This window comes from Bacillus sp. BB081 (assembly GCF_008368895.1).
In the GTDB taxonomy this organism is placed as follows: Bacteria; Bacillota; Bacilli; order Bacillales; family Bacillaceae_G; genus Bacillus_A; species Bacillus_A wiedmannii.
The window spans coordinates 33,557-54,000 of record NZ_QOZX01000036.1 but is presented as its reverse complement, the minus strand read 5'-3'; the positions used below and the strand labels follow the sequence as shown (position 1 = coordinate 54,000).

Below are 20,444 nucleotides of genomic sequence, written 5' to 3'. Positions count from 1 at the left end.
GTATTATTTAATAGAATAATATATATTTATATTGATTTAATGATTATAGTTTGTTAAAAATGGGGAAATCAATATGAAGGTTAAATTTGCCGTAATAAAAGATGAGAACTTTGATTGTAGTTTATTGGAAACAAAATTATTGAAAACTTTTAAAGAAGTAGATTGTGAAGCAGATATTGTAAAGGTTGAGGATGAAATTTTTGAAAACAATGATATACAAATGAATTTATCAGAAATAACCATTAATGTTACTGGGAAAAATATAGGATATAGGTTCGTTTCAGCTAGTATATTTATTGTTTTAGAGAGTTTATCAATACAGCTGTTTCGTATTAATATTAGTATACATTAAGCAGCTAAAAAGTAGACTCTTCATAAAATCATACTGACTATATTGAGTTGTAAATGTGAAAGTGTTGATTAAAACAATAGAAATTATCGTAGGTGCTCCCGGATGTTGGATTGCACCTTGTTTGTTGTTAAATAAACAAGGGGTTCCTTTTCCAATTTTAATTTATCTTAATTGCATATTATCTTAACGCTGATTTATATATAAGAAAGGAAACATGTGAGTAATTCAATTAGATTGTACAAATAATTTGGCGCGCGGATATACGGCATGTATTCACGGGTAAGAGAGTCGTCTGATAGTGTGTATATTAGAATGAAAAGATGTTATGAATATACGGAAGATGTTTATGCTGAAATTGCAGTCTCAAGGCTGAGTAAAAAGAAATTATGAGAGACATTCGAAATTTAGAAATGCGTACCATTATTAATGAGAAAGACATAGCAACAATAGATATGCGAATTATAGAAATTAATGAGAAAGACATAGCAACAATCAATAAGCAATTAAAAAAAATAAGTGCAAACACAACTTGGATTTTGCGGATTATTATTAGTGCGATAGTAATGTCAGTTTTAGGATTGATATTAAAAGGGATTATTTAATCTTGTGAAATAGGACGATATAAAAGAAAGAGGGGAGCTCCCTCTTTCTTTTATGTAAATGAGAAGTTATACATTTTCTGTTTCTTTTTCATCTGCATATTTTTCCTCTAAGGCAATTAATAGAGGAATTGATATAGTTACAAGAATGATTAAAGTGGTTATAAAAGATTTAGAAAGAGAAAAAGAACCTTCGATTAAAGGTGATAAAAACTTGAATGAAAGTATACTAGTTATTAAGGAAACTACTAAAAAGCTAAAAAGAGACACATTTTTATTTTTGATAGATGTTTCTATAAAATCTTTAAGACAGCTTATGACGACAAATATAGTTAATATAATAAGAGAAATAAAATAATGTGTTACATTGGTCATACTAATAATAGCATCGTCTATTATGTAAGCAAGTAACTTAGATACTAACATACCTCCAAATAATAAAATAATAAAAGCAAGTAATCCTTCCGATGTATAAGTGCTGAAATTATCTTTCTTGTTAAAGAGTTTATAATTCAGAGTAGATTGGGTTATTTGAATTAGGAATAGGGTAATAATCCATACATAATATACAATTGGTAATTCTCCTGAGAATAGAGAGATTAGGAAGTTTATTACTGTCCTTAAAATTTCAATCATTACGAAAGGCCTCCTGTTTGTAAGCTTTGCGACATTAAAATATGCTAGTCTATCGTTTCATAATTAGAACTATCAATTCAAACTATTCCTAATTATTCCATAAAAAGGTGATAGCATCAAGTTATATTTTTAACAAATACTCTAAGGCCAAACACTAGAAAAAGAAACGCAATATGTAATATAATTGAAAAAGTATATATTAAAATCAATGTTAATATTACCCTCCTATAAGTATTAACATACGTAATTGAGGTGTTTTCTTTGTTGTTTTATGATCGAATTTCTATAATGGCCCCTCCTGTTCCGTAGCTTAGGAAAGTCTTTTTATTTCTGAGATTTTCAAAGTTATAGGAGGGTATGAAAAATGAAAAAAGTCTCAGTACCATCACTTTTGTTAATGATTATTCTTGTGGCATTTCCGCAAATTAGTGAAACGATTTACACACCGTCTTTACCTGACATTTCACAGGCGCTACATGTAAGTAATAATGAGGTACAGTTAACTCTTAGTGTGTATTTCGCTGGATTTGCTTTAGGTGTATTTTTTATTGGATGGTTATCAGATATAATTGGCCGTCGCCCGGCAATGTTATTTGGAATTGTCGTATATGGCGTTGGGAGTTTCTTATGCTTTATTGCAAATTCCATTGAAGTTTTATTGCTAAGTCGTTTTATTCAAGCGTTTGGAGCAAGTGCTGGCTCTGTTGTTACACAAACGATTCTTCGTGAAAGTGTAGAAGGGCATAAGAGGCATGTTATGTTTGCTCAAATCTCGGCAGTCATTGCTTTTACACCAGCGATAGGACCGTTAATTGGTGGCTTTCTTGATCAAATGTTTGGATTTAAAATCGTATTTTTAAGTTTAGTAGTTATGAGTGTCGGGATTTTTCTGTATACGTTTGTTTCTCTTCCGGAAACAAAAACGGACTCAGTAACGAATAAAATAAATGTGCTTTCAGTCTTGAAGAGGTTAGTTACAAATCCGAAAGTAGTAACATATGGGTTATTAATTGGAGGAGCGAATGGTGTTTTATTTAGCTATTATGCAGAAGCGCCGTTTATCTTTATTGAATACTTTCAGTTATCGCCTAGTATGTATGGATTTTTAGGAATTGTTGTTGCTTCTGCTTCTATTATTGGAGCGAAAGTTTCAAAACGATTGCTTGCCACGTATAAACCAGAGAAGATTATATATATCGGTTGTCTTGTAATGACAGGAGGAGCTATCTTTTTATCTGTTATTACGTTTGTTGGATCAAATCCGAATGTAATATATATGATTGGATTTTTACTAGCGATGTTTATATTGCTATTAGGAATTGGAGTAGCATTACCTAACTGTTTAAGCTTAGCGTTAGTAGATTTTCAAGATGTCATTGGTACAGCAGGTGCATTGTTTAGCTTAGGGTACTATGTAATTGTAACGATGACTATTTTGGGAATGAGTCAGCTGCATACAGGTTCGTTACTGGTGATGCCACTTTATTTTCTGGCTATTGTAGTTATCATGATGGTGTTTACGAAAGTGTTTATTTTAGGGGGAAAAGCTTCAAAAATGATTTGAATATGAAATGGTAAAAGAGTCTCATTTTTTAATGAGACTCTTTTATATTTTATGAAAATGATTATTGGATATACGAACAAAAATTAAAGCGATTGTTGATTGTTTTAAGTGTAGTTATATTTTTCTTAAAGTAGGAGATGGGATAGAAGATTTTTAGCTGTGGTAATGGAATAAATAAGAGATGTAGAGGCTAGTGACTTTGTAGTTCTATTAATATATTAAATTTCTGCGTGGTGCGTTAATTGCATGTGTAAGCAATTACAGTACAAACTATAATTAGTGAAGTATATACAGTATGAAACCGAGGAAGAAATACTCTCCTCGGTTATTTATATTGTAATAATATTCATGTCGGAATCATATTGAATAGATGTATTTTATTGTTAATTTAGTTAAAAATTAATCAGACTATGTATAATGATTTACCGAAAAAATAATTGAACTTTTCAGATAAATGAATTAATATAAGGTAAGTAATTTTAAGATTTATAGAATATTGGAAGATGAAAGGTTTTGAGAATTTTGTAAGAGGAAAAAAACGATTTTAGGATAGCTTTAAAGTTAGTCTAAAATGACGTTTGCTTCATCATTTTCAGGGCCGAAAGGAATTAGGGGAAAGCATCTTGTTTTAAAATGCGGCTATGAATCATCTAAGAGGGGGAAGTGAAGTGGCAAACAAGGAATTGAAAAGGGGCTTAGAAGCACGTCATATTCAAATGATCGCTTTAGGCGGAACGATTGGTGTTGGTTTGTTTATGGGGTCGGCCAGCACGATTAAATGGACAGGTCCGTCAGTAATGCTTGCTTATGCAATTGCAGGTATTTTTATCTTCTTCATTATGCGTGCGATGGGTGAAATGTTGTATATGGAGCCGAGTACAGGTTCATTTGCGACGTTCGGTCATAAGTATATTCATCCGCTAGCTGGCTATATGACAGCGTGGAGTAACTGGTTCCAGTGGGTTATCGTTGGGATGTCAGAAATTATTGCGGTTGGAGCATATATGAAATATTGGTTCCCTGAATTACCAGCTTGGATACCAGGTGTAATCGCAATGGTTATTCTTGGCGCAGCTAACTTAATTTCTGTTAAGTCATTTGGTGAATTTGAATTTTGGTTTGCGATGATTAAAATCGTTACGATTCTATTAATGATTATTGCGGGATTTGGACTTATTTTCTTTGGAATTGGTAACGGCGGAGAAGCGATTGGCATATCTAATCTTTGGTCAAATGGCGGTTTCTTTACAGGTGGTTTTTCAGGATTCTTCTTTGCATTATCACTTGTAGTTGGTGCATACCAAGGTGTGGAATTAATCGGGATTACTGCTGGTGAAGCGAAGAATCCGAAGAAGACACTTACACGAGCGATTCAAAGTACAATTTGGCGTATTTTAATATTCTATATCGGTGCGATTTTCGTTATTGTAACTGTGTATCCATGGGATCAATTAAGTACAATTGGTAGTCCGTTCGTAGCAACTTTTGCGAAGGTTGGTATTACGGCAGCAGCTGGACTTATTAACTTCGTTGTTATTACAGCGGCAATGTCTGGTTGTAATAGCGGTATTTATAGTGCGGGCCGTATGCTTTATACGTTAGGTGTAAATGGACAAGCGCCGAAATATTTCACGAAACTTTCTGGAAATGGTGTACCTTTATTCGGTACAGTTGGCGTAATTATCGGTTTAGCGGTTGGTGTGGTATTAAGTTATATTGCACCGAAAAACTTATTCGTATATGTATATAGTGCGAGTGTACTTCCTGGTATGGTACCATGGTTCGTCATTTTAATTAGTCAAATTAATTTTAGAAAAGCAAAAGGGCCAGAGATGAAAGATCATCCATTCAAAATGCCATTTGCTCCTGTTACGAACTATTTAACAATTGCTTTTTTAATTATGGTGTTAATCGGAATGTGGTTTAACGATGATACTCGTATTTCACTAGTTGTAGGTATTGTTTTCTTAGCTATCGTAACAATTAGTTTCTATGCTTTCGGAATAGGGAAACGACCTCCGTTAGACGTTCAAAATGATCAAGAGATTTCAAGTAAATAAAGGTGAAAAAAGTCCGATTGCTTATTTAGAAATCGGACTTTTTGTTATTAAAATTTTTCTAAAACGATTTTCCCAATGGTACTTCCGCTTTCAACCAGGGCATGTGCTTTCTTTACGTTTTCAGCGTTAATTGGTGTTAATGTTTCATTTAGAGTAGTCTTTAAAATACCTTCATCTAAAAGTTCGCTTACTTTATTTAATAGTTCGTGCTGCGTAATCATGTCGCCAGTTTCATACATCGCTTTTGTAAACATAAACTCCCAAACGAATGTAGCACTTTTACTTTTTAAAATACCCATTTCAAGAGGGTGCTCATTTTCTACGATAGAGCAAATTTTTCCTTGCGGTTTAATGAGGTCACATATTGCTTGCCAATGTTGATCTGTATTGTTTAAGCAGAAAATATAATCTACATCTTTTATCCCGAATTCTAATATTCGATCTTGTAAAGGTTGGTGATGGTTAACGATATAATCGGCACCGAATTTTTCAACCCAGTGTATCGTTTCATTACGAGATGCAGTTGTGATTACATTCAGTCCAGCCCATTTCGCAAGTTGAATTGCAATTGAACCTACACCACCAGCTCCACCGATAATTAAAATGTTTTTAAATGTATTTGTATCTTTCTTATTATAATCAATTCCCAAACGTTCGAATAAACCTTCCCAAGCTGTAATAGCTGTTAACGGAAGTGCTGCAGATTCAGCATCACTTAACGTTTTTGGTTTCTTACCGACGATTCTTTCATCAACTAAATGATATTCACTATATGTACCTTGTCTCGTAATGCTCCCAGCGTAAAACACTTCGTCGCCTTCTTTAAATAACGTACAACCTTCGCCTGTTTGCACGACAACACCACTAGCATCCCAGCCAAGTATTTTCGCTACATCTTCTTTTTTATTTTTCGGAGAGCGAACTTTTGTATCAACTGGATTAACGGAAATAGCGTTAATTTTAACGAGTATATCTCTTCCTGTAGCAACAGGTCTTTCAACTTCAATATCAATTAAACTGTTTTCTTCTTCAATAGGTAAGTATTCATATAAACCAATTGCTTTCATTTCTATTCCCTCCATTAAAGTAAGAGTCATTCTCCTTTATTATAGTAGGGAAAGTATCATTATGTAAAAAGTTGAGTTCTTTCCATTTTGTAAAAGACTTGTTTCAGCTTTATTTTGAACTTTGCAACTGGAGAGGACCACCCACCGTTTTGATTTTATAAGCGTCGGATGAAAGGTATACTTATTTTTCCAGTGTACCTTGCATTGAACAATACTAACTGTTATATTATACTTGTAGTTACTTATTATAAAACAGTACTGAACAATAAACAGTAGTGGATTTCAATTAGAATAGGGTGAATGAATATTGAATGTACAATTTAAAAAAGGAGTTTTAGAACTTTGTGTTCTTGTCTTACTTGATAAGCAAGACCGTTATGGATATGAATTAGTTCGAAGTATATCCAATCAAATTGAAATATCAGAAGGATCTGTTTATCCTCTTCTTCGAAGGCTAACTAAGGAAGAATATTTTACAACGTATTTACAGGAGTCTTCAGAAGGGCCTTCAAGAAAGTACTATACACTGACGGATAAAGGTAGAACGTATTTGTATCAACTTTTGGAGGAATGGAATGAGTTTTCACAAGGTGTCAATCAATTAATTAAAGAAGGTGTACGTAATGACGAAAGATAAATTTTTACAACAATTAAATGTATCTCTAAAAAGGTTATCTGATAAAGAGCGTGAAGATATTTTAAAAGATTATGAAGAACATTTTACTTTCGGATTAGAGGAAGGGAAAAGCGAAGAAGAAATTGCAGCCTCATTAGGTTCTCCATCTCAAATCGCCAAAGAATTATTAGCAGATTATCATATTGAGAAAGTAACAACAAGTGCGACAACAGGAAATGTTTTCCGGGCAATTTGGGCAGTAATTGGATTAGGTTTTTTCAATTTGTTAATCGTGCTTGGACCTGCAATTACATTAGCGGCATTGATTTTTTCAGGATGGGTTCTAGGTATCTCATTTTTAGGCACACCATTATTTGTTTTAGTTGATACTATTATACATCCAAATACATTCTTGTTATTTAATCTTTTCGTTTCTTTAGCACTTTGTGGACTTGGATATTTCATTGTTATTGCTATGTTATTTTTAACGAAGCTAGCAACGAATGGATTTGTTCGTTATTTAAAGTTCAATATAGCATTAGTAAAAGGTGGTTTGAAGCATGATAAATAAAAAGAGTCTTTCAATCATTGCAGGTATTATTTTTATTATTGGTATTATCGGAAGTTTATTCACATATCGTTCAATTGCTGCAGTACCAATTTCAGAAGAAAAGGTCATTAACAATAATAATGTGTCAAGCGTCATTATCGATACGAATAACGTTCGTGTTAACATCAATCCTACAACAGATAGTAGCGTGAAAGTAAAATTAGATGGCGAGGTTAATCCAAACGTAAAAAGAACATTAGCTACGGATGAGAAAGATTTAACGCTTCTCATTTCTTATAAAGAAAAACAACAGAGCTGGTCCAACTTTAATATTTCTGACGTATTGGCGCCATTAACATTAAATGTGTATCTACCCGAAAAACAATATGATTCATTAAAAGTTTCCAATAATAATGGCTACGTTTCTGCTGAAAAAATAAACGCAACACATTTTAATATTAATACAAGCAATGGACGTGTTGAATTAAGAGAAATCAATTCGCCAAAAATTATCGCAGAAGCAAACAATGGAATTATAGATTTCCAAGATATATTGGCACAAAATATTCATGTGAAATCGAACAACGGACGAATAATGCTAGACCATGTTGAAGGTGAAATAGAGGGGCAAACTAAAAATGGAAGTCTTACTCTGAAAACGAATGAACTGGATCGAAATCTCAATTTTACGACTCACAATGGAAAAATTAATATTGAAACCGAAAAAGAACCAACTAATGTTCAATTTAATGTTTCTGTCGACAACGGCAGCGCGAATATCCTGAATAAATATAACGGGAATACGGTTATTGGAAAGGGAGAAAATATAATTAAATTAAACACAAATAACGGAAATATTACAGTGAAAAACCAATAGCATATTACCTTTTATAATCGCAGCTCGTCGCACATAAAGAGCAATAATAAATATAAAAAAACCGACTACTTTTTTCAACATATAGGTAGTCGGTTCTTTTATATGTAACATTCGTTTAAGTGTGTATCCTTTTCGTATTACAAAATACAAACAGTTGATTTATTACACTGGATTCTTAGAAAAATAATGAATAGTAATTAATAGTGTAAGGAGAATTTGTGAATGACTCAAAAATAATAGCTGAAACAATAAAAAGTGAGAAGGAGTTTATTTATAGCGAGAGGAATTCTTTACTGTATTGTTTTATTCAAAACTAAATGTAAAGGTGGATACATAATGACAGTAAAGAAGCTTTATTTCGTCCCAGCAGGTCGTTGTATGTTAGATCATTCTTCAGTTAATAGTAGGCTCACGCCGGGGAACTTATTGAACTTACCTGTATGGTGTTATCTTTTGGAGACGGAAGAGGGGCTTATTTTAGTAGATACAGGTATGCCAGAAAGTGCGGTTAATAATGAAAATTTATTTGATGGTACATTTGTTGAAGGGCAGATTTTACCGAAAATGACTGAAGAAGATAGAATCGTGAATATTTTAAAACGCGTTGGTTATGAGCCGGAAGACCTTCTTTATATTATTAGTTCTCACTTGCATTTTGATCATGCAGGGGGAAATGGTGCTTTTACAAATACACCGATTATTGTGCAGCGTGCTGAATATGAGGCGGCGCAGCATAGCGAAGAATATATGAAAGAATGTATATTGCCGAATTTAAACTACAAAATCATTGAAGGCGATTATGAAGTCGTACCAGGAGTTCAATTATTGCATACACCAGGCCATACTCCAGGGCATCAATCACTATTAATTGAGACAGAAAAATCCGGTCCTGTATTATTAACGATTGATGCATCTTATACGAAAGAGAATTTTGAAGATGAAGTGCCGTTTGCTGGATTTGATCCAGAATTAGCTTTATCTTCAATTAAACGTTTAAAAGAAATTGTGATAAAAGAGAAGCCGATTGTTTTCTTTGGGCATGATATAGAGCAGGAAAAGGGATGTAAAGTGTTCCCTGAATATATATAGTGCAAAAAGTCATGAGCTCACTTGCTCATGACTTTTTCGTTTAAATGATTTTTTTAAATAAGTTATAAACTTTTTTAGAGCTATCTTCATTTAATTGATAGTACGTAAGGTTTACATCATCAGGAGTATCTTGCTGAGCAATCATCACTTCGTTACTGTGATGGTCAACTACCCATATGAAATATTTTTTATAAGTTCCATCCTCGAATGTAATCCACATATCACAATCTATTAAATCTGAACCTTCTTCATCTAATGTTAATTTGCCTTTTTTTGCAGTATTCAAACTGTTAATAAACGTTTTTAATTCATCTGTTTTTGTGAGAAAGATATCCTTTTTTGTTTTTATTGACTCGACATGTATATCTTTTATTTCCTGTTTTCCTAAAAAGATAGGGGGCTCATTTTGGTCTCTTTGAGTTGAAATGATAGTAGCTTTCTTCTTTGGTTTATTTGCTGTATAGAAGTCTTGAATAGATTTTCCAGAGTTAAAAAACCAGATGATACCAAAAATAATCAATGCGCTACCGAGCAGTAAAATGATTTTTTTAATAGAATATTCTCCTCTCTATTACTTCGTGTGAAGAGCTCTTCTATTAATATATGATAGGTAAGCGTAAAGTATTATAACTGAACGTGGTTATGTTTCACAGTTTTTATCGGGCGATCTACGAGTAAATTGTAAGTGAGCCCAATTAGTACGAAAATGCCACCGACAACTTTTCCCGTTGAGAGTTCGTGTGACAAGATGAAATCAATGATAGTCCCCGCAAATAATTGTCCGATAAAGATGAGTAACGTTAAATAAAATGCTGATATTTTAGGAGTAATATAGTTCGATAATGAGATGACGATAACGCCTACTAATCCGCCTAAGTACACAGCGATAGGAATAGATTGCAACGTATGACTAGGAATGTACATTGAATCTGAACTGAAAATTAAAAATAACATAGAGAAAAATAATCCAGTAATATAATTAAAAAACGTACCTTCCCAATTACCAATTTTCGCTGCCAAATTTGCGTTAATAATTCTAGCAACAACGATAGAAACACCAGCTAAAATAGCGATAGTAATATATAACATTTTCTTGCCCCCATTAATAAATTGTCATGATTATAATTCCAGAAGAGATGAAACATAATCCAATTAGTTTTTTCTTTTCAAACTTTGCAACTTTCATTCCTAATAAACCGAAATGGTCAATAACGATGGAAGCGATAGATTGACCGAGTAAACTTAATGCAATCGTAATAGAGGCACCAAGGACGGAGAAACTAATATTATTAAAAAGAACAGTGAATACTCCAATTGCTCCAGCGCTATATAAAAAAAGTGGAATGCTTTTATCAAAATGGATTTTATTTTTGTTTATAATTAAAACGAAAATAACTGCAATTAAACCGACAAGGTGAATGACAACGCTCGCTGTATACTTGCCAATTAACTCAGATAAAATCCCATTCAATGGAAGCATAACGGCGATGAGCACACCAATAAAGACAGAAAGAAAGTTAAACACTGTAATATCCCCTTTATATTTCGTATTTGTAATGACTGTATCATGCTGAAATTGTGTATTACTATGACATATGTCATAGTAGAAGAAGAAAATTTTGTATACAATGGGTTGAGTTGTAAAGGTGGGGGAAGTATGAAGAAAGTATGTAACACAAATAAATTAGCAGCGTATATGAAACAAAATAATATTGATTCATTTTTTAGTAATGATATGAAACCATATATGGAACTTATATTTTTTAAAAAGAATGAGTTTATTTGTAGAGAAAATGAGGAGATAGATTATTTATATTTTTTTGTAGAAGGAAAAGCGAAAGCGTTTAATACATTAAGTAACGGGAAATCCGTATTATTATGCTTTTATGACAGCTTGCAGCTGTTAGGAGATGTGGAGTTAATTCATTCTCAAAAGACTGCTTCAAACGTACAAGTAATGGCAGATTCATATTGTGTTGGCTTACCATTAGGAAAAGTGAGAAACCAGCTATTTCATGATGCGAAATTTTTACGATGTATTTGCGGTTCGTTAGCACATAAATTAAATCGACTTTCTAAAAATAGTACCATTAATTTACTGTACCCACTTGAAAATCGACTTGCGAGCTACATGTTAGCAGCAGGAGAACGGGCAGTACAGCACGGAAATAGAATTGTATTTAGTGGGAATTTAACGGAGACAGCGGAATTGTTAGGAACGAGTTATCGGCACTTATTACGAACGTTGAATATTTTTTGTGATAAAGAGATAATCAAGAAAAACAATGGTTGTTTTGAAGTAGTAAACGTGGATGTTTTGCGGGAATTGGCGGCAGATGTTTATAAATAGGAGGGGATAATAAATGATTACACCTATATTTAGAATTTTTGATGTTGAAAAAGCAAAGCAATTTTATTTAGATTTTTTAGGGTTTAAACAGGATTGGGAACATCGGTATGAGGAACATATGCCATTATATATACAAATTTCGTTACATAATGCTGTAATCCATTTGTCAGAACATCATGGGGATGCTTCGCCAGGCGGTGCGATTCGGGTCAAAATAGATAATGTAAAGGATTATCATTCTATATTATTAAGTAAAGAATATGCTTATTCGAAGCCAAATATAGAAAAAACACCTTGGGATACAATCGAATTAACTGTAATTGATCCGTTTTCAAATAGAATCGTATTTTATGAGGAGAGATGGTAGAGCCGGAAGGGATTAATATATAAATTTTTAGAGATAGTGCAGTGTAATTGCGTATTAAATAAATGTAATGAAGAGTAGTTCATAAAGTAGCGAACTACTCTTTTTCCTTTTGTTAAACAAATTGAATTATTGATAAATAAATCGTATGATAAAACATATGAACAAATGAGCATATATTCATGTGAAATGAGAAGGAGGAAAAGGATGTTAGATGCAATTATCGTCGGAGCGGGTCAAGCTGGATTAACAATGGGATATTACTTGAAGCAAAAAGGGGGATAATTTTTTATTACTTGAGGCAGGAAACCGAGTTGGTGATTCATGGAGAAACAGATATGATTCTTTACAGCTCTTTACACCGAGGGAATATAGTAGTTTACCAGGTATGATATTAAAAGGAGAAGGAAATGGATTTCCACATAAAGATGAAATTGCAATGTATTTAGAAGAATATGCACAGTATTTTCAACTACCGGTACAATTGCAAACGAAAGTTTTAAAAATAAGGAAAGAGGAAGAAATCTTCGAATTACACACTCCTAGAGAAGTTTTGCAATCGAAAAAGGTTATTATCGCATCAGGTGGTTTTCAGCAACCGTATATCCCCTCATTTTCACAACATCTTTCATCGCATGTTTATCAAATACATTCATCACAATATAAATCACCATCACAAATTCCTAAGGGAAAAGTACTAGTAGTAGGTGGTGGGAACTCAGGAATGCAAATCGCAGTAGAACTTGCAAAAACTCATGAAGTTACAATGGCTACCAGTCATCCGTTAACATTTTTACCGTTACATTTATTTGGAAAAAGTATTTTTAATAGGTTAGAAAAGGTAGGTTTATTGTACGCTGAAATAAATACAAGGAGGGGGAAGTGGTTTCAAAAGAGAAAGGACCCCATTTTTGGATTTGAAGGTAAGGAACTCATTCGTAATGGTGCAATACAACTGCAGGAAAAAGTAGTAAGTGCATCAGAAAATAAAATAATGTTTCAGAATGGTGAAACATATAGTGCAGATAGTATTATATGGTCAACTGGTTTTGTTTCAGAGTATAACTGGATTGAAATAGAAAAGGCAGTAAATAAGAATGGATTTCCTAATCATATGAAGGGAATTAGTTCAGTAAGTGGATTATATTATATCGGTTTGCCGTGGCAATCTCAAAGAGGTTCTGCACTTATTTGTGGTGTAGGAAAGGATGCAGTGTATTTACTTTCTGAAATCAAAAAAATAGATCAGTAGCAGCAACTACTGATCATCCATATGTACATGAATTAGGAGAGGTCAAACATTTATTAACTTTATTATAATAGATTTTCATTAAAATAAAAACTGAAAATTCTAATTTTATGTTGAGAAAGTTTTTTGTATCGAAATATATGAAAAAATAGGAATTTTCATTAAAAGAAAAAATAATATTTATATTTTAGTGGATTATGATATAGTCTACATGAGATGAATTTCCATAAATATAATTATTTAAATGATAATTACATTTATGTGAGGGAAGGAGAAGGCATTATGAAGTTTGATGATCAACGCTTACTAGGAGTCCGATTAGGTTCGATGCTCGTAACAGAGGAAAATCAATATTTAGTAATTAAGAAAAAAGATCATTATGCACTATTGAACATACATACTCTAGAATGCACTCATGTTGAAGTGCAGCTAGAACATATTGAAGAAATGTTGCGGGAAGATTTCCAAGAAAGTATAACGGAGATTATCGCACCAGAACATATAAAAATTGTTGCGAAAAATGTTATATAGAGAAAGAAGCTGGAAGGAACAGCTTCTTTCTTTTCGTTATAAGGATAACGTTTTTAAAGCATCACCAATAATCCCTTCCATTTGATGAACACCTAAATCAGTGTTCGTCATTATAACAGCACCATTACCTCGGTATGGATAGCATACCATTATACATTGAAATCCCACGCCCCATCCAAGTGAATACATTTGTAAGTCGTCGTTAGAATCATCTAGAAACACACCTAACCCAGTCCATTTTGAGCAACCTTGAGGAGAAATCATATCTTGTACTAATTTTTGAGAAAGTTTTAGTTTGCCCTTTCCTTGTAAGGAATGAATGATTTCAATTACTAAAGTGGATAGGTCTGTTGGTGTTGTCCAAATACCTGAAGAAGCTGCGAATGGATAAAATGGATACTTCTCATTTGTAACGGTGCCATCTTTATTATGCCCACAAGCAAAGGCCTCCATTTTATTTATATCTTTAGTAGAGAATAGCATGCTATTTTTCAGTTGTAGTGGCTGAAAGATATATTCTTCAAGTAAAAGATTGAATGGTTTTCCAGTTATATCTTCAAGTAGTAGTTCAATAATACAAAAGTTTGCATCAGAGTAGTGAAATTCGCTTTCTGGTTTATAAGCTATTTCTATCGGTACTGGACAATATGATGTTTTACCGGCAAGGAGTTCAGACATGTTTGGTTGCCCTTGTGCAAGTAGATAATGTTCAAAGCTATTAGGAGGATCAATGATTCCAGATTGGTGACATAACAAGTTTCGCAATGTGACCTTTTTTTGTGAAGTAAATAGATTGGTAGGGATGTTCCAAGATGTGAGTCTATCATTTACGTCTTCATCTAAATGTACGATTTCTTGATCTGATAATGTTAGTACAAGAATTGCGGTGATGAATTTGCTAATAGAACAAGAATTGAATATGGAATCTGTAGTAACAGTTCTATTAGTTCCAGATTCAAGTGTTCCGCAGGCAGTTGCTTCATCTAGTTTACCATCACGTATAACGGCAAGGCTTAAACCTGCAACGGAATATTGGTTCATTTTCTCGTATATAGTGTTACTTTTTAAGTTCATAGTGACTCCTTTCTTATAAAAGACAGAATATTAGTTCTATTATACAGTAGTTAATAGAGAGAATGAGAGAAAAAGAGAAAAAGAAAAAACTTCATCTTTTATCGATGAAGTTCTTTTAGTTAATTCGAAGTGAATGCTTTAAAAAATTTATCTCGGTACATGTACATAAGCCATGAGGTTGTTAGTAAGGAGATAATGATTTCTTTGTTTTGAATTGGCGCATTGAAAACAAGCCAGCCAACGATATCAAATAATAAATGTAGTGCCATTGAAAGAACTACAAATTGTAGTAGCGTATTTAAAAATCTTTTCATGAAGTGCCCCCTAAAATAAAAGGTTTTATCAACAGTGTTGTATATTACTATTATACATTAAATGTTTCATGTGGTAAAATTTACATAAGTTAGTTAAATAAAACAAATGAAAGCTAATGAGGAGGAATAGTCATGGAATTTTGGATGATCATACCGATAGCGGTCTTTGGATTTATTTATATTGCTGAAAAATTAAATAGAATCGAAAAGAAAACGGATGCCCGTTTAAAGAGGATGGAAGATAGATTACAGCTAATTTCGAAAGAAATGGGAATTGTAGATAGAGAACCTGAAATTAATAAAGAGTTGCGTCAGCTTATGGAAGAAGGTAAAACAGTTACAGCAGTTAAGAGAGTAAGAGAAGCTTTTGGTTTTTCCTTACTAGAAGCGAAGCAATATGTCGATAAATTATAAAAAAGATCATCCGATTGGATGGTCTTTTTTCACTGTACCATACGTGTATTTACATAAGCAGCGATTATAACGTGGCCAATTATAATGATAGGAAATAAGATTTTGACATTAGGAGTAATGAAGACACTACCAATTGTGGCAATAACACCGGCAGTTAAATTATAAAGACCAACTATTTTTGATAACTTTACTTTATTTGGCACACGGCGTTCATTGAATCCTGATAAGAGCCAAGTGTATTGTTTAACTCCGATGAAATAGGCTAGTACAAATGAAATGATTGCTAGTATGAATAATGATGGGGAAGCGAAGATAGTCATTGAAAACACCTCCGTTAAAGGGATATAAATAAATTATAGTATGAATGTTATAATTTAACAAAATAGATTTTAAGTGTAATAGAAAAATGGAGTATTTATCATGAAGGGAGATTAAGTATGAATATTGTAGAATTCCAGAGATATGTATCAAATTTCAGTAAAGAAAAAGGATTTCAAGATACAACCATTGAAGAGCGTACGATGTATACGATGGCGGAATTGGGTGAATTAGCGGAAGTGATATTAAAGCGTGATAAAATACAAGATTCGAAAAGAGAGATTGGTTTAGAAATGTTCGATGTAATTTGGAATGTATGTGATTTAGCAAATAAGTTAGAAATTGATTTAGATAAGGCATTTGAAGAAAAAATGATGATTAATAAAAAACGTGAATGGTAAGTGGAATATTAATGTGTAAAGATGGGGGATACGAATGAAAAAGAAGCTTATTATAGGAGGAGTCTTTACCTTAATTAGTGTAATGAGTGTTTTCGCCTACTTAGTATTTCAAGGCATATTTATTCCGAATCAAATAAGTGCGGATAAGTATGAAATAAAAGGTGTAGATGTTGCGTCATATCAAGGAGATATAGATTGGAGAGAGTTGGAAAAGCAAAATATGAAGTTTGCGTTTATAAAGGCTACTGAAGGAAGCGCGTTTGTGGATAAGCACTTTTCGAAAAATTGGACGAATGCGAATAAGACAGGTATGCGCATCGGAGCGTATCATTTTTTTAGTTTTGAAAGTAAGGGCGAAACTCAAGCAGAGCAATATATACGAACTGTTCCAAAATATAAACAAGCATTGCCACCCGTAATTGATGTTGAGTTTTACGCTAATAAAAAAGATAATCCGCCTAAGCGTGAAGATGTTGCGAAAGAGTTGTCGGTCATGGTTGAAATGTTAGAAAAACATTACAGCAAGAAAGTAATATTGTATGCAACTCAAGAGGCATATGATCTGTATATAAAGGATGCGTATCCCCAATGTGATATATGGATTCGTAGTGTCTTTACAAAACCGAGTTTATCAGATGAGAGAAAATGGACGTTTTGGCAATACACGAATCGCGGGAGATTAAATGGTTATAATGGAAAAGAAAAGTATATTGATTTGAATGTATTTTATGGGAATGAGGAAGAGTTTGAGAATTATGGAATAAAAGGTTAAGTTTTAAAGCGCACAAAATTTTGTGCGCTTTTTATTAATGGTATGAAAAATATGTAAAAAAAAGATGGAACAAACATTTGAGATGAATTGTCTAATATAGGTAATAGCTATTTCGTTTGAAAGAAAGGGTGGAGAAAATGAAAAAGGATACATTATTAAAATTAGGGGTATGTGTTAGTTTGCTAGGAACAACTCAATTTGTTAGTACAGTTTCTTCTGTGAAAGCGGAACAAAAGCTAGAGCAAAAAGTAATAAAGAATGAGACAGGAACTATTTCAATTTCTCAGTTAAACAAAAATGTATGGGTTCATACGGAGTTAGGTTATTTTAACGGAGAAGCAGTTCCTTCGAACGGCCTAGTTCTTACTACTTCTAAAGGGTTAGTACTTGTTGATTCTTCTTGGGATGATAAACTAACGAAGGAATTAATAGAGATGGTAGAAAAGAAATTTAAGAAGCGCGTAACGGATGTCATTATTACACATGCGCACTCAGATCGAATTGGCGGAATAAAAACGTTGAAAGAAAGAGGCATTAAAGCGCATAGTACGGCATTAACTGCGGAATTAGCAAAGAAAAATGGATATGAAGAGCCACTTGGAGATTTACAAACAATTACGAAATTAAAGTTTGAAAATATGAAAGTAGAAACGTTTTATCCAGGGAAAGGACATACAGAAGATAATATCGTTGTATGGTTACCGCAATATAACATTTTAGCTGGAGGTTGTTTAGTGAAATCTGCGGAAGCTAAAAATTTAGGGAATGTCGCTGATGCCTATGTAAATGAATGGTCTACATCGATTGAAAATGTGCTGAAGCGATATGGGAACATAAATGCAGTAGTGCCTGGTCATGGAGAAGTAGGGGACAGAGGGTTACTTTTACATACATTGGATTTGTTGAAATAAGAAATTATGGGAATATAAAAGCGAGGAGAAACAATTTTCTCCTCGCTTTCTTCTAGCTATATTTAAATGCGAAGCTATCAATTATGCCTGCATACGTTACTGAGATTTTAATTCCAAGTATACAAATACCAGTACCGTCATAATTGCTATAACAACGTAAGTAATATCGAGCATTATAAGTGTTTTTAAAGTTTCAGTCATCCTAATTCACCCCTGGTATGAAAATATAACATAATCTCTTATCAATCAGATCAGAGATTATAAAGATAACAATGTACATGAAATTTCTTAAGTAGATTCTATATAAATATATCATATAAAAAATGTAAACATTGTAAAGATAGTGTAAATATATTGTAAAAAAGTGATTTTTCATAAAATCCTTAATCAAAAAATTGATAGTTCTTCAAAATGAAAAAACGCTATTCTTTCTGTTGAATGATAAAAAGAAAGAATAGCGTTTTTGTATGTCTATTTCTGTTTTCTTAAGAGATTCAGCAATAGTCTAGATATTTGAAAACTTGAACAACAGGATTATGTAATGGTTTTTTTTTTTTTTTTTTGGTACCAATAAAAATATTATGTAAACAATATAAATTGTCACAAATTTATACATATTATTGTGATTGATATCACATCACTTTTTTTCAATGGGTATTATGCTTGATTTGTAAGGAATGATTGAGAGAGGGTGGGATGATAATGTTTTGTTATCAATGTGAACAAACACCAACAGGTGGATGTAAAGTGATAGGTGTTTGCGGTAAAAATGAAACAATTGCAAGTTTACAAGATACGATTGTGTTTGGGCTAAAAGGAATTGCAGCTTATCGTACGCATGCTGCTCAGCTAGGGTATACTGATGCATTTGTAGATGCTACAACGCAAGAAGCACTGTATATGACATTAACAAATTCTAACTTTAATGAACAAGAACATATTGATATGGCTATGAAAGTAGGGAAATCGGCTTTACGAGTAATGGAGTTGTTAGATGAGGCGCATACGAATCACTTTGGTGTTCCAGAGCCTGTTCAAATTACACAAAACCACGTAGAAGGTAAGGCAATTGTAGTTACTGGTCATAATTTATTTGCGTTAGAAGAATTATTAAAACAAACAGAAGGAAAAGACATTAATATTTATACACATTCTGAAATGTTACCAGCACACGGTTATCCGCAGCTGAAAAAATATAAGCATTTAAAAGGAAACATCGGTAAGGCATGGTATGATCAACGACGCCTTTTCGAAAAATTTACAGGTGCTATATTAGCTACAACGAATTGTGTTATGCCAATTAAAGGATCATACTCTGATCGATTCTTTTCATATGATATTGCCGGTTTAGAGGGTGTACAAAAAATTGAAAATGATGATTTTGCACCATTGATTCAAAAAGCGCTAGAACTTCCAGAAGTACATATGGAGTCGGATGAACAGTTAGTAACAGGGTTTCATCATAATACAGTATTATCATTAGCTCCGGAAATTATTAAGGCAGTAGAAGAAGGAAAGATTAAGCGTTTCTTTGTCATCGCAGGTTGTGATGCTCCGGGAAAAGGCGGAGAATATTATCGTGAATTAGCAACGTCGCTTCCGCCAGAAACAGTTATTTTAACAACTTCTTGCGGGAAATTCCGTTTTAATGATGTGAGTTATGGTGTTGTACCTGGTACGGAGATTCCGCGTTACATTGATTTAGGACAATGCAATAATTCAATTTCTACAGTGAAAATAGCGGCCGCTTTAGCGGATGCTTTCCAATGTGAAGTGAACGAATTGCCAGTTAGTATTGTTCTATCATGGTTTGAACAAAAAGCGGTTGCTATTTTACTTGGGCTATTTAGTCTTGGAATTCAAGATATTCGTATCGGTCCAAAGGCGCCTGAATTTATTTCACCTGGCGTGTTTGATGTATTACAAGAAACATTCGGTTTAAAACTAATTACAACTGCAGCGGAAGATATGGATATGATGTTATCGTAACGAAAAAATGTTTTTATTTAATTATGGCTGTATAAATCATTTGTATGTGCGTGAGTAAACGTACATACAAATGATTTATCTTATTAATAAAAGGAAGCTACTATATCTATAAAATTTATGATTTTACAAGGCTTTTAAAGGGTCCCACCACATGCCCATCAACTTAAGATTTGTAAGTATCCACAAAATGAAATTTCCACATGAATATATATAATTTCACCTCTTTTTCATTTGAATTGAAAATATTGAACAAAGCCCAACTCATTTTGATTACACTTTTCAACATGTAGGGCTTTTTTTACTGTAACAAAAAGTTGGGGTACAGAAGCATACCCATCAACCTTTTA

At 33.0% G+C, this 20,444-nt stretch carries 23 protein-coding genes and 2 pseudogenes; 17 read left to right on the top strand and 8 right to left on the bottom strand.

Features of this window, described 5'->3' with window-relative positions; genetic code table 11:
* Nucleotides 1-73 precede the first annotated feature (73 nt).
* Nucleotides 74-352: a hypothetical protein gene (locus DN394_RS16765; protein WP_097918075.1), complete on the top strand. Its 279-nt coding sequence runs from the start codon at nucleotides 74-76 to the stop codon at nucleotides 350-352.
* A gap of 312 nt (nucleotides 353-664) precedes the next feature.
* Nucleotides 665-954: pseudogene (locus tag DN394_RS16760) on the top strand (hypothetical protein).
* A 66-nt stretch (nucleotides 955-1,020) separates the two neighbouring features.
* On the opposite strand, the gene DN394_RS16755 reads toward DN394_RS16760, so the two are convergent.
* Nucleotides 1,021-1,587, bottom strand: a complete 567-nt coding sequence (locus tag DN394_RS16755; protein ID WP_098109959.1) for a DUF5823 family protein — start codon at nucleotides 1,585-1,587, stop codon at nucleotides 1,021-1,023.
* Between the two features lie 364 nt (nucleotides 1,588-1,951).
* On the opposite strand from DN394_RS16755, the gene DN394_RS16750 reads away from it, so the two are divergent.
* Both DN394_RS16750 and DN394_RS16745 read left to right on the top strand, forming a co-directional pair.
* Nucleotides 1,952-3,151 carry a multidrug effflux MFS transporter gene (locus DN394_RS16750; protein WP_098209158.1) on the top strand — a complete coding sequence of 400 codons (1,200 nt, stop codon included), beginning with the start codon at nucleotides 1,952-1,954 and terminating at the stop codon, nucleotides 3,149-3,151.
* Nucleotides 3,152-3,819: 668 nt separating this feature from the next.
* Complete coding sequence (locus DN394_RS16745) at nucleotides 3,820-5,211, top strand: amino acid permease (RefSeq protein ID WP_141542916.1); 1,392 nt, start codon at nucleotides 3,820-3,822, stop codon at nucleotides 5,209-5,211.
* 47 nt (nucleotides 5,212-5,258) lie between these two features.
* Here DN394_RS16745 and DN394_RS16740 read toward each other — a convergent pair whose 3' ends face one another.
* On the bottom strand, nucleotides 5,259-6,278 hold the full coding sequence (locus DN394_RS16740; protein WP_149293992.1) for a zinc-binding alcohol dehydrogenase family protein: 1,020 nt from the start codon (nucleotides 6,276-6,278) through the stop codon (nucleotides 5,259-5,261).
* Nucleotides 6,279-6,585: 307 nt separating this feature from the next.
* Between DN394_RS16740 and DN394_RS16735 the strand changes: the two genes are divergently transcribed.
* The 4 genes from DN394_RS16735 to aiiA all read left to right on the top strand — a co-directional run bounded on the left by DN394_RS16735 (nucleotide 6,586) and on the right by aiiA (nucleotide 9,410).
* Complete coding sequence (locus DN394_RS16735; protein WP_073515771.1) at nucleotides 6,586-6,915, top strand: PadR family transcriptional regulator; 330 nt, start codon at nucleotides 6,586-6,588, stop codon at nucleotides 6,913-6,915.
* Nucleotides 6,902-7,465, top strand: coding sequence for an HAAS signaling domain-containing protein (locus DN394_RS16730; protein ID WP_149293991.1), 564 nt, complete (start codon nucleotides 6,902-6,904; stop codon nucleotides 7,463-7,465). Before DN394_RS16735 ends, DN394_RS16730 begins: the two co-directional genes overlap by 14 nt.
* The gene (locus DN394_RS16725) at nucleotides 7,455-8,321 is read left to right on the top strand and encodes a DUF4097 family beta strand repeat-containing protein (RefSeq protein ID WP_149293990.1); all 867 of its coding nucleotides are present in this window, start codon (nucleotides 7,455-7,457) and stop codon (nucleotides 8,319-8,321) included. Before DN394_RS16730 ends, DN394_RS16725 begins: the two co-directional genes overlap by 11 nt.
* A gap of 336 nt (nucleotides 8,322-8,657) precedes the next feature.
* Entirely contained in the window at nucleotides 8,658-9,410 is a 753-nt protein-coding gene (gene aiiA / locus DN394_RS16720) for a quorum-quenching N-acyl homoserine lactonase AiiA (protein WP_098209161.1), read from the top strand.
* 40 nt (nucleotides 9,411-9,450) lie between these two features.
* On the opposite strand, the gene DN394_RS16715 is transcribed toward aiiA, so the two are convergent.
* The 3 genes from DN394_RS16715 to DN394_RS16705 form a co-directional block, all read right to left on the bottom strand.
* The gene (locus tag DN394_RS16715; RefSeq protein ID WP_141542917.1) at nucleotides 9,451-9,945 is read right to left on the bottom strand and encodes a hypothetical protein; all 495 of its coding nucleotides are present in this window, start codon (nucleotides 9,943-9,945) and stop codon (nucleotides 9,451-9,453) included.
* A gap of 89 nt (nucleotides 9,946-10,034) precedes the next feature.
* Nucleotides 10,035-10,499 (bottom strand): DMT family transporter, encoded by a 465-nt coding sequence (locus tag DN394_RS16710; protein ID WP_098209163.1) that lies wholly within the window; start codon nucleotides 10,497-10,499, stop codon nucleotides 10,035-10,037.
* Nucleotides 10,500-10,512: 13 nt separating this feature from the next.
* Nucleotides 10,513-10,935 carry a DMT family transporter gene (locus DN394_RS16705; RefSeq protein ID WP_098209164.1) on the bottom strand — a complete coding sequence of 141 codons (423 nt, stop codon included), beginning with the start codon at nucleotides 10,933-10,935 and terminating at the stop codon, nucleotides 10,513-10,515.
* A 132-nt stretch (nucleotides 10,936-11,067) separates the two neighbouring features.
* Here DN394_RS16705 and yeiL point away from each other — a divergent pair, with 132 nt between their 5' ends.
* From yeiL to DN394_RS16685, 4 genes and pseudogenes are all read left to right on the top strand, one after another.
* Nucleotides 11,068-11,760 carry a transcriptional regulator YeiL gene (gene yeiL / locus DN394_RS16700; RefSeq protein ID WP_098209165.1) on the top strand — a complete coding sequence of 231 codons (693 nt, stop codon included), beginning with the start codon at nucleotides 11,068-11,070 and terminating at the stop codon, nucleotides 11,758-11,760.
* A gap of 13 nt (nucleotides 11,761-11,773) precedes the next feature.
* The gene (locus tag DN394_RS16695; protein ID WP_098209166.1) at nucleotides 11,774-12,127 is read left to right on the top strand and encodes a glyoxalase superfamily protein; all 354 of its coding nucleotides are present in this window, start codon (nucleotides 11,774-11,776) and stop codon (nucleotides 12,125-12,127) included.
* Between the two features lie 204 nt (nucleotides 12,128-12,331).
* Nucleotides 12,332-13,376: pseudogene (locus DN394_RS16690) on the top strand (flavin-containing monooxygenase).
* 279 nt (nucleotides 13,377-13,655) lie between these two features.
* Nucleotides 13,656-13,904: a hypothetical protein gene (locus tag DN394_RS16685; protein WP_098209167.1), complete on the top strand. Its 249-nt coding sequence runs from the start codon at nucleotides 13,656-13,658 to the stop codon at nucleotides 13,902-13,904.
* Between the two features lie 36 nt (nucleotides 13,905-13,940).
* On the opposite strand, the gene DN394_RS16680 is transcribed toward DN394_RS16685, so the two are convergent.
* On the bottom strand, nucleotides 13,941-14,978 hold the full coding sequence (locus DN394_RS16680; RefSeq protein WP_098209168.1) for a serine hydrolase domain-containing protein: 1,038 nt from the start codon (nucleotides 14,976-14,978) through the stop codon (nucleotides 13,941-13,943).
* Between the two features lie 119 nt (nucleotides 14,979-15,097).
* A complete protein-coding gene (locus tag DN394_RS16675; RefSeq protein ID WP_000819667.1) occupies nucleotides 15,098-15,292 on the bottom strand; it encodes a hypothetical protein in 195 nt (64 codons plus the stop codon).
* A 132-nt stretch (nucleotides 15,293-15,424) separates the two neighbouring features.
* Between DN394_RS16675 and DN394_RS16670 the strand changes: the two genes are divergently transcribed.
* Nucleotides 15,425-15,706, top strand: a complete 282-nt coding sequence (locus DN394_RS16670; RefSeq protein ID WP_000397706.1) for a hypothetical protein — start codon at nucleotides 15,425-15,427, stop codon at nucleotides 15,704-15,706.
* 29 nt (nucleotides 15,707-15,735) lie between these two features.
* Here the strand turns inward: DN394_RS16670 and DN394_RS16665 are convergent, their stop codons facing one another.
* A complete protein-coding gene (locus DN394_RS16665) occupies nucleotides 15,736-16,026 on the bottom strand; it encodes a DUF3784 domain-containing protein (RefSeq protein ID WP_149293989.1) in 291 nt (96 codons plus the stop codon).
* Between the two features lie 117 nt (nucleotides 16,027-16,143).
* Here DN394_RS16665 and DN394_RS16660 point away from each other — a divergent pair, with 117 nt between their 5' ends.
* The 4 genes from DN394_RS16660 (at nucleotide 16,144) to hcp (ending at nucleotide 20,097) form a co-directional block, all read left to right on the top strand.
* Nucleotides 16,144-16,425, top strand: a complete 282-nt coding sequence (locus DN394_RS16660) for a MazG nucleotide pyrophosphohydrolase domain-containing protein (RefSeq protein ID WP_046957864.1) — start codon at nucleotides 16,144-16,146, stop codon at nucleotides 16,423-16,425.
* A 34-nt stretch (nucleotides 16,426-16,459) separates the two neighbouring features.
* Nucleotides 16,460-17,197, top strand: a complete 738-nt coding sequence (locus DN394_RS16655) for a glycoside hydrolase family 25 protein (protein WP_149293988.1) — start codon at nucleotides 16,460-16,462, stop codon at nucleotides 17,195-17,197.
* A gap of 137 nt (nucleotides 17,198-17,334) precedes the next feature.
* A complete protein-coding gene (bla2, locus tag DN394_RS16650) occupies nucleotides 17,335-18,108 on the top strand; it encodes a BcII family subclass B1 metallo-beta-lactamase (RefSeq protein WP_149293987.1) in 774 nt (257 codons plus the stop codon).
* Between the two features lie 702 nt (nucleotides 18,109-18,810).
* Nucleotides 18,811-20,097 carry a hydroxylamine reductase gene (gene hcp / locus DN394_RS16645; protein WP_149293986.1) on the top strand — a complete coding sequence of 429 codons (1,287 nt, stop codon included), beginning with the start codon at nucleotides 18,811-18,813 and terminating at the stop codon, nucleotides 20,095-20,097.
* Nucleotides 20,098-20,444: the final 347 nt, after the last annotated feature.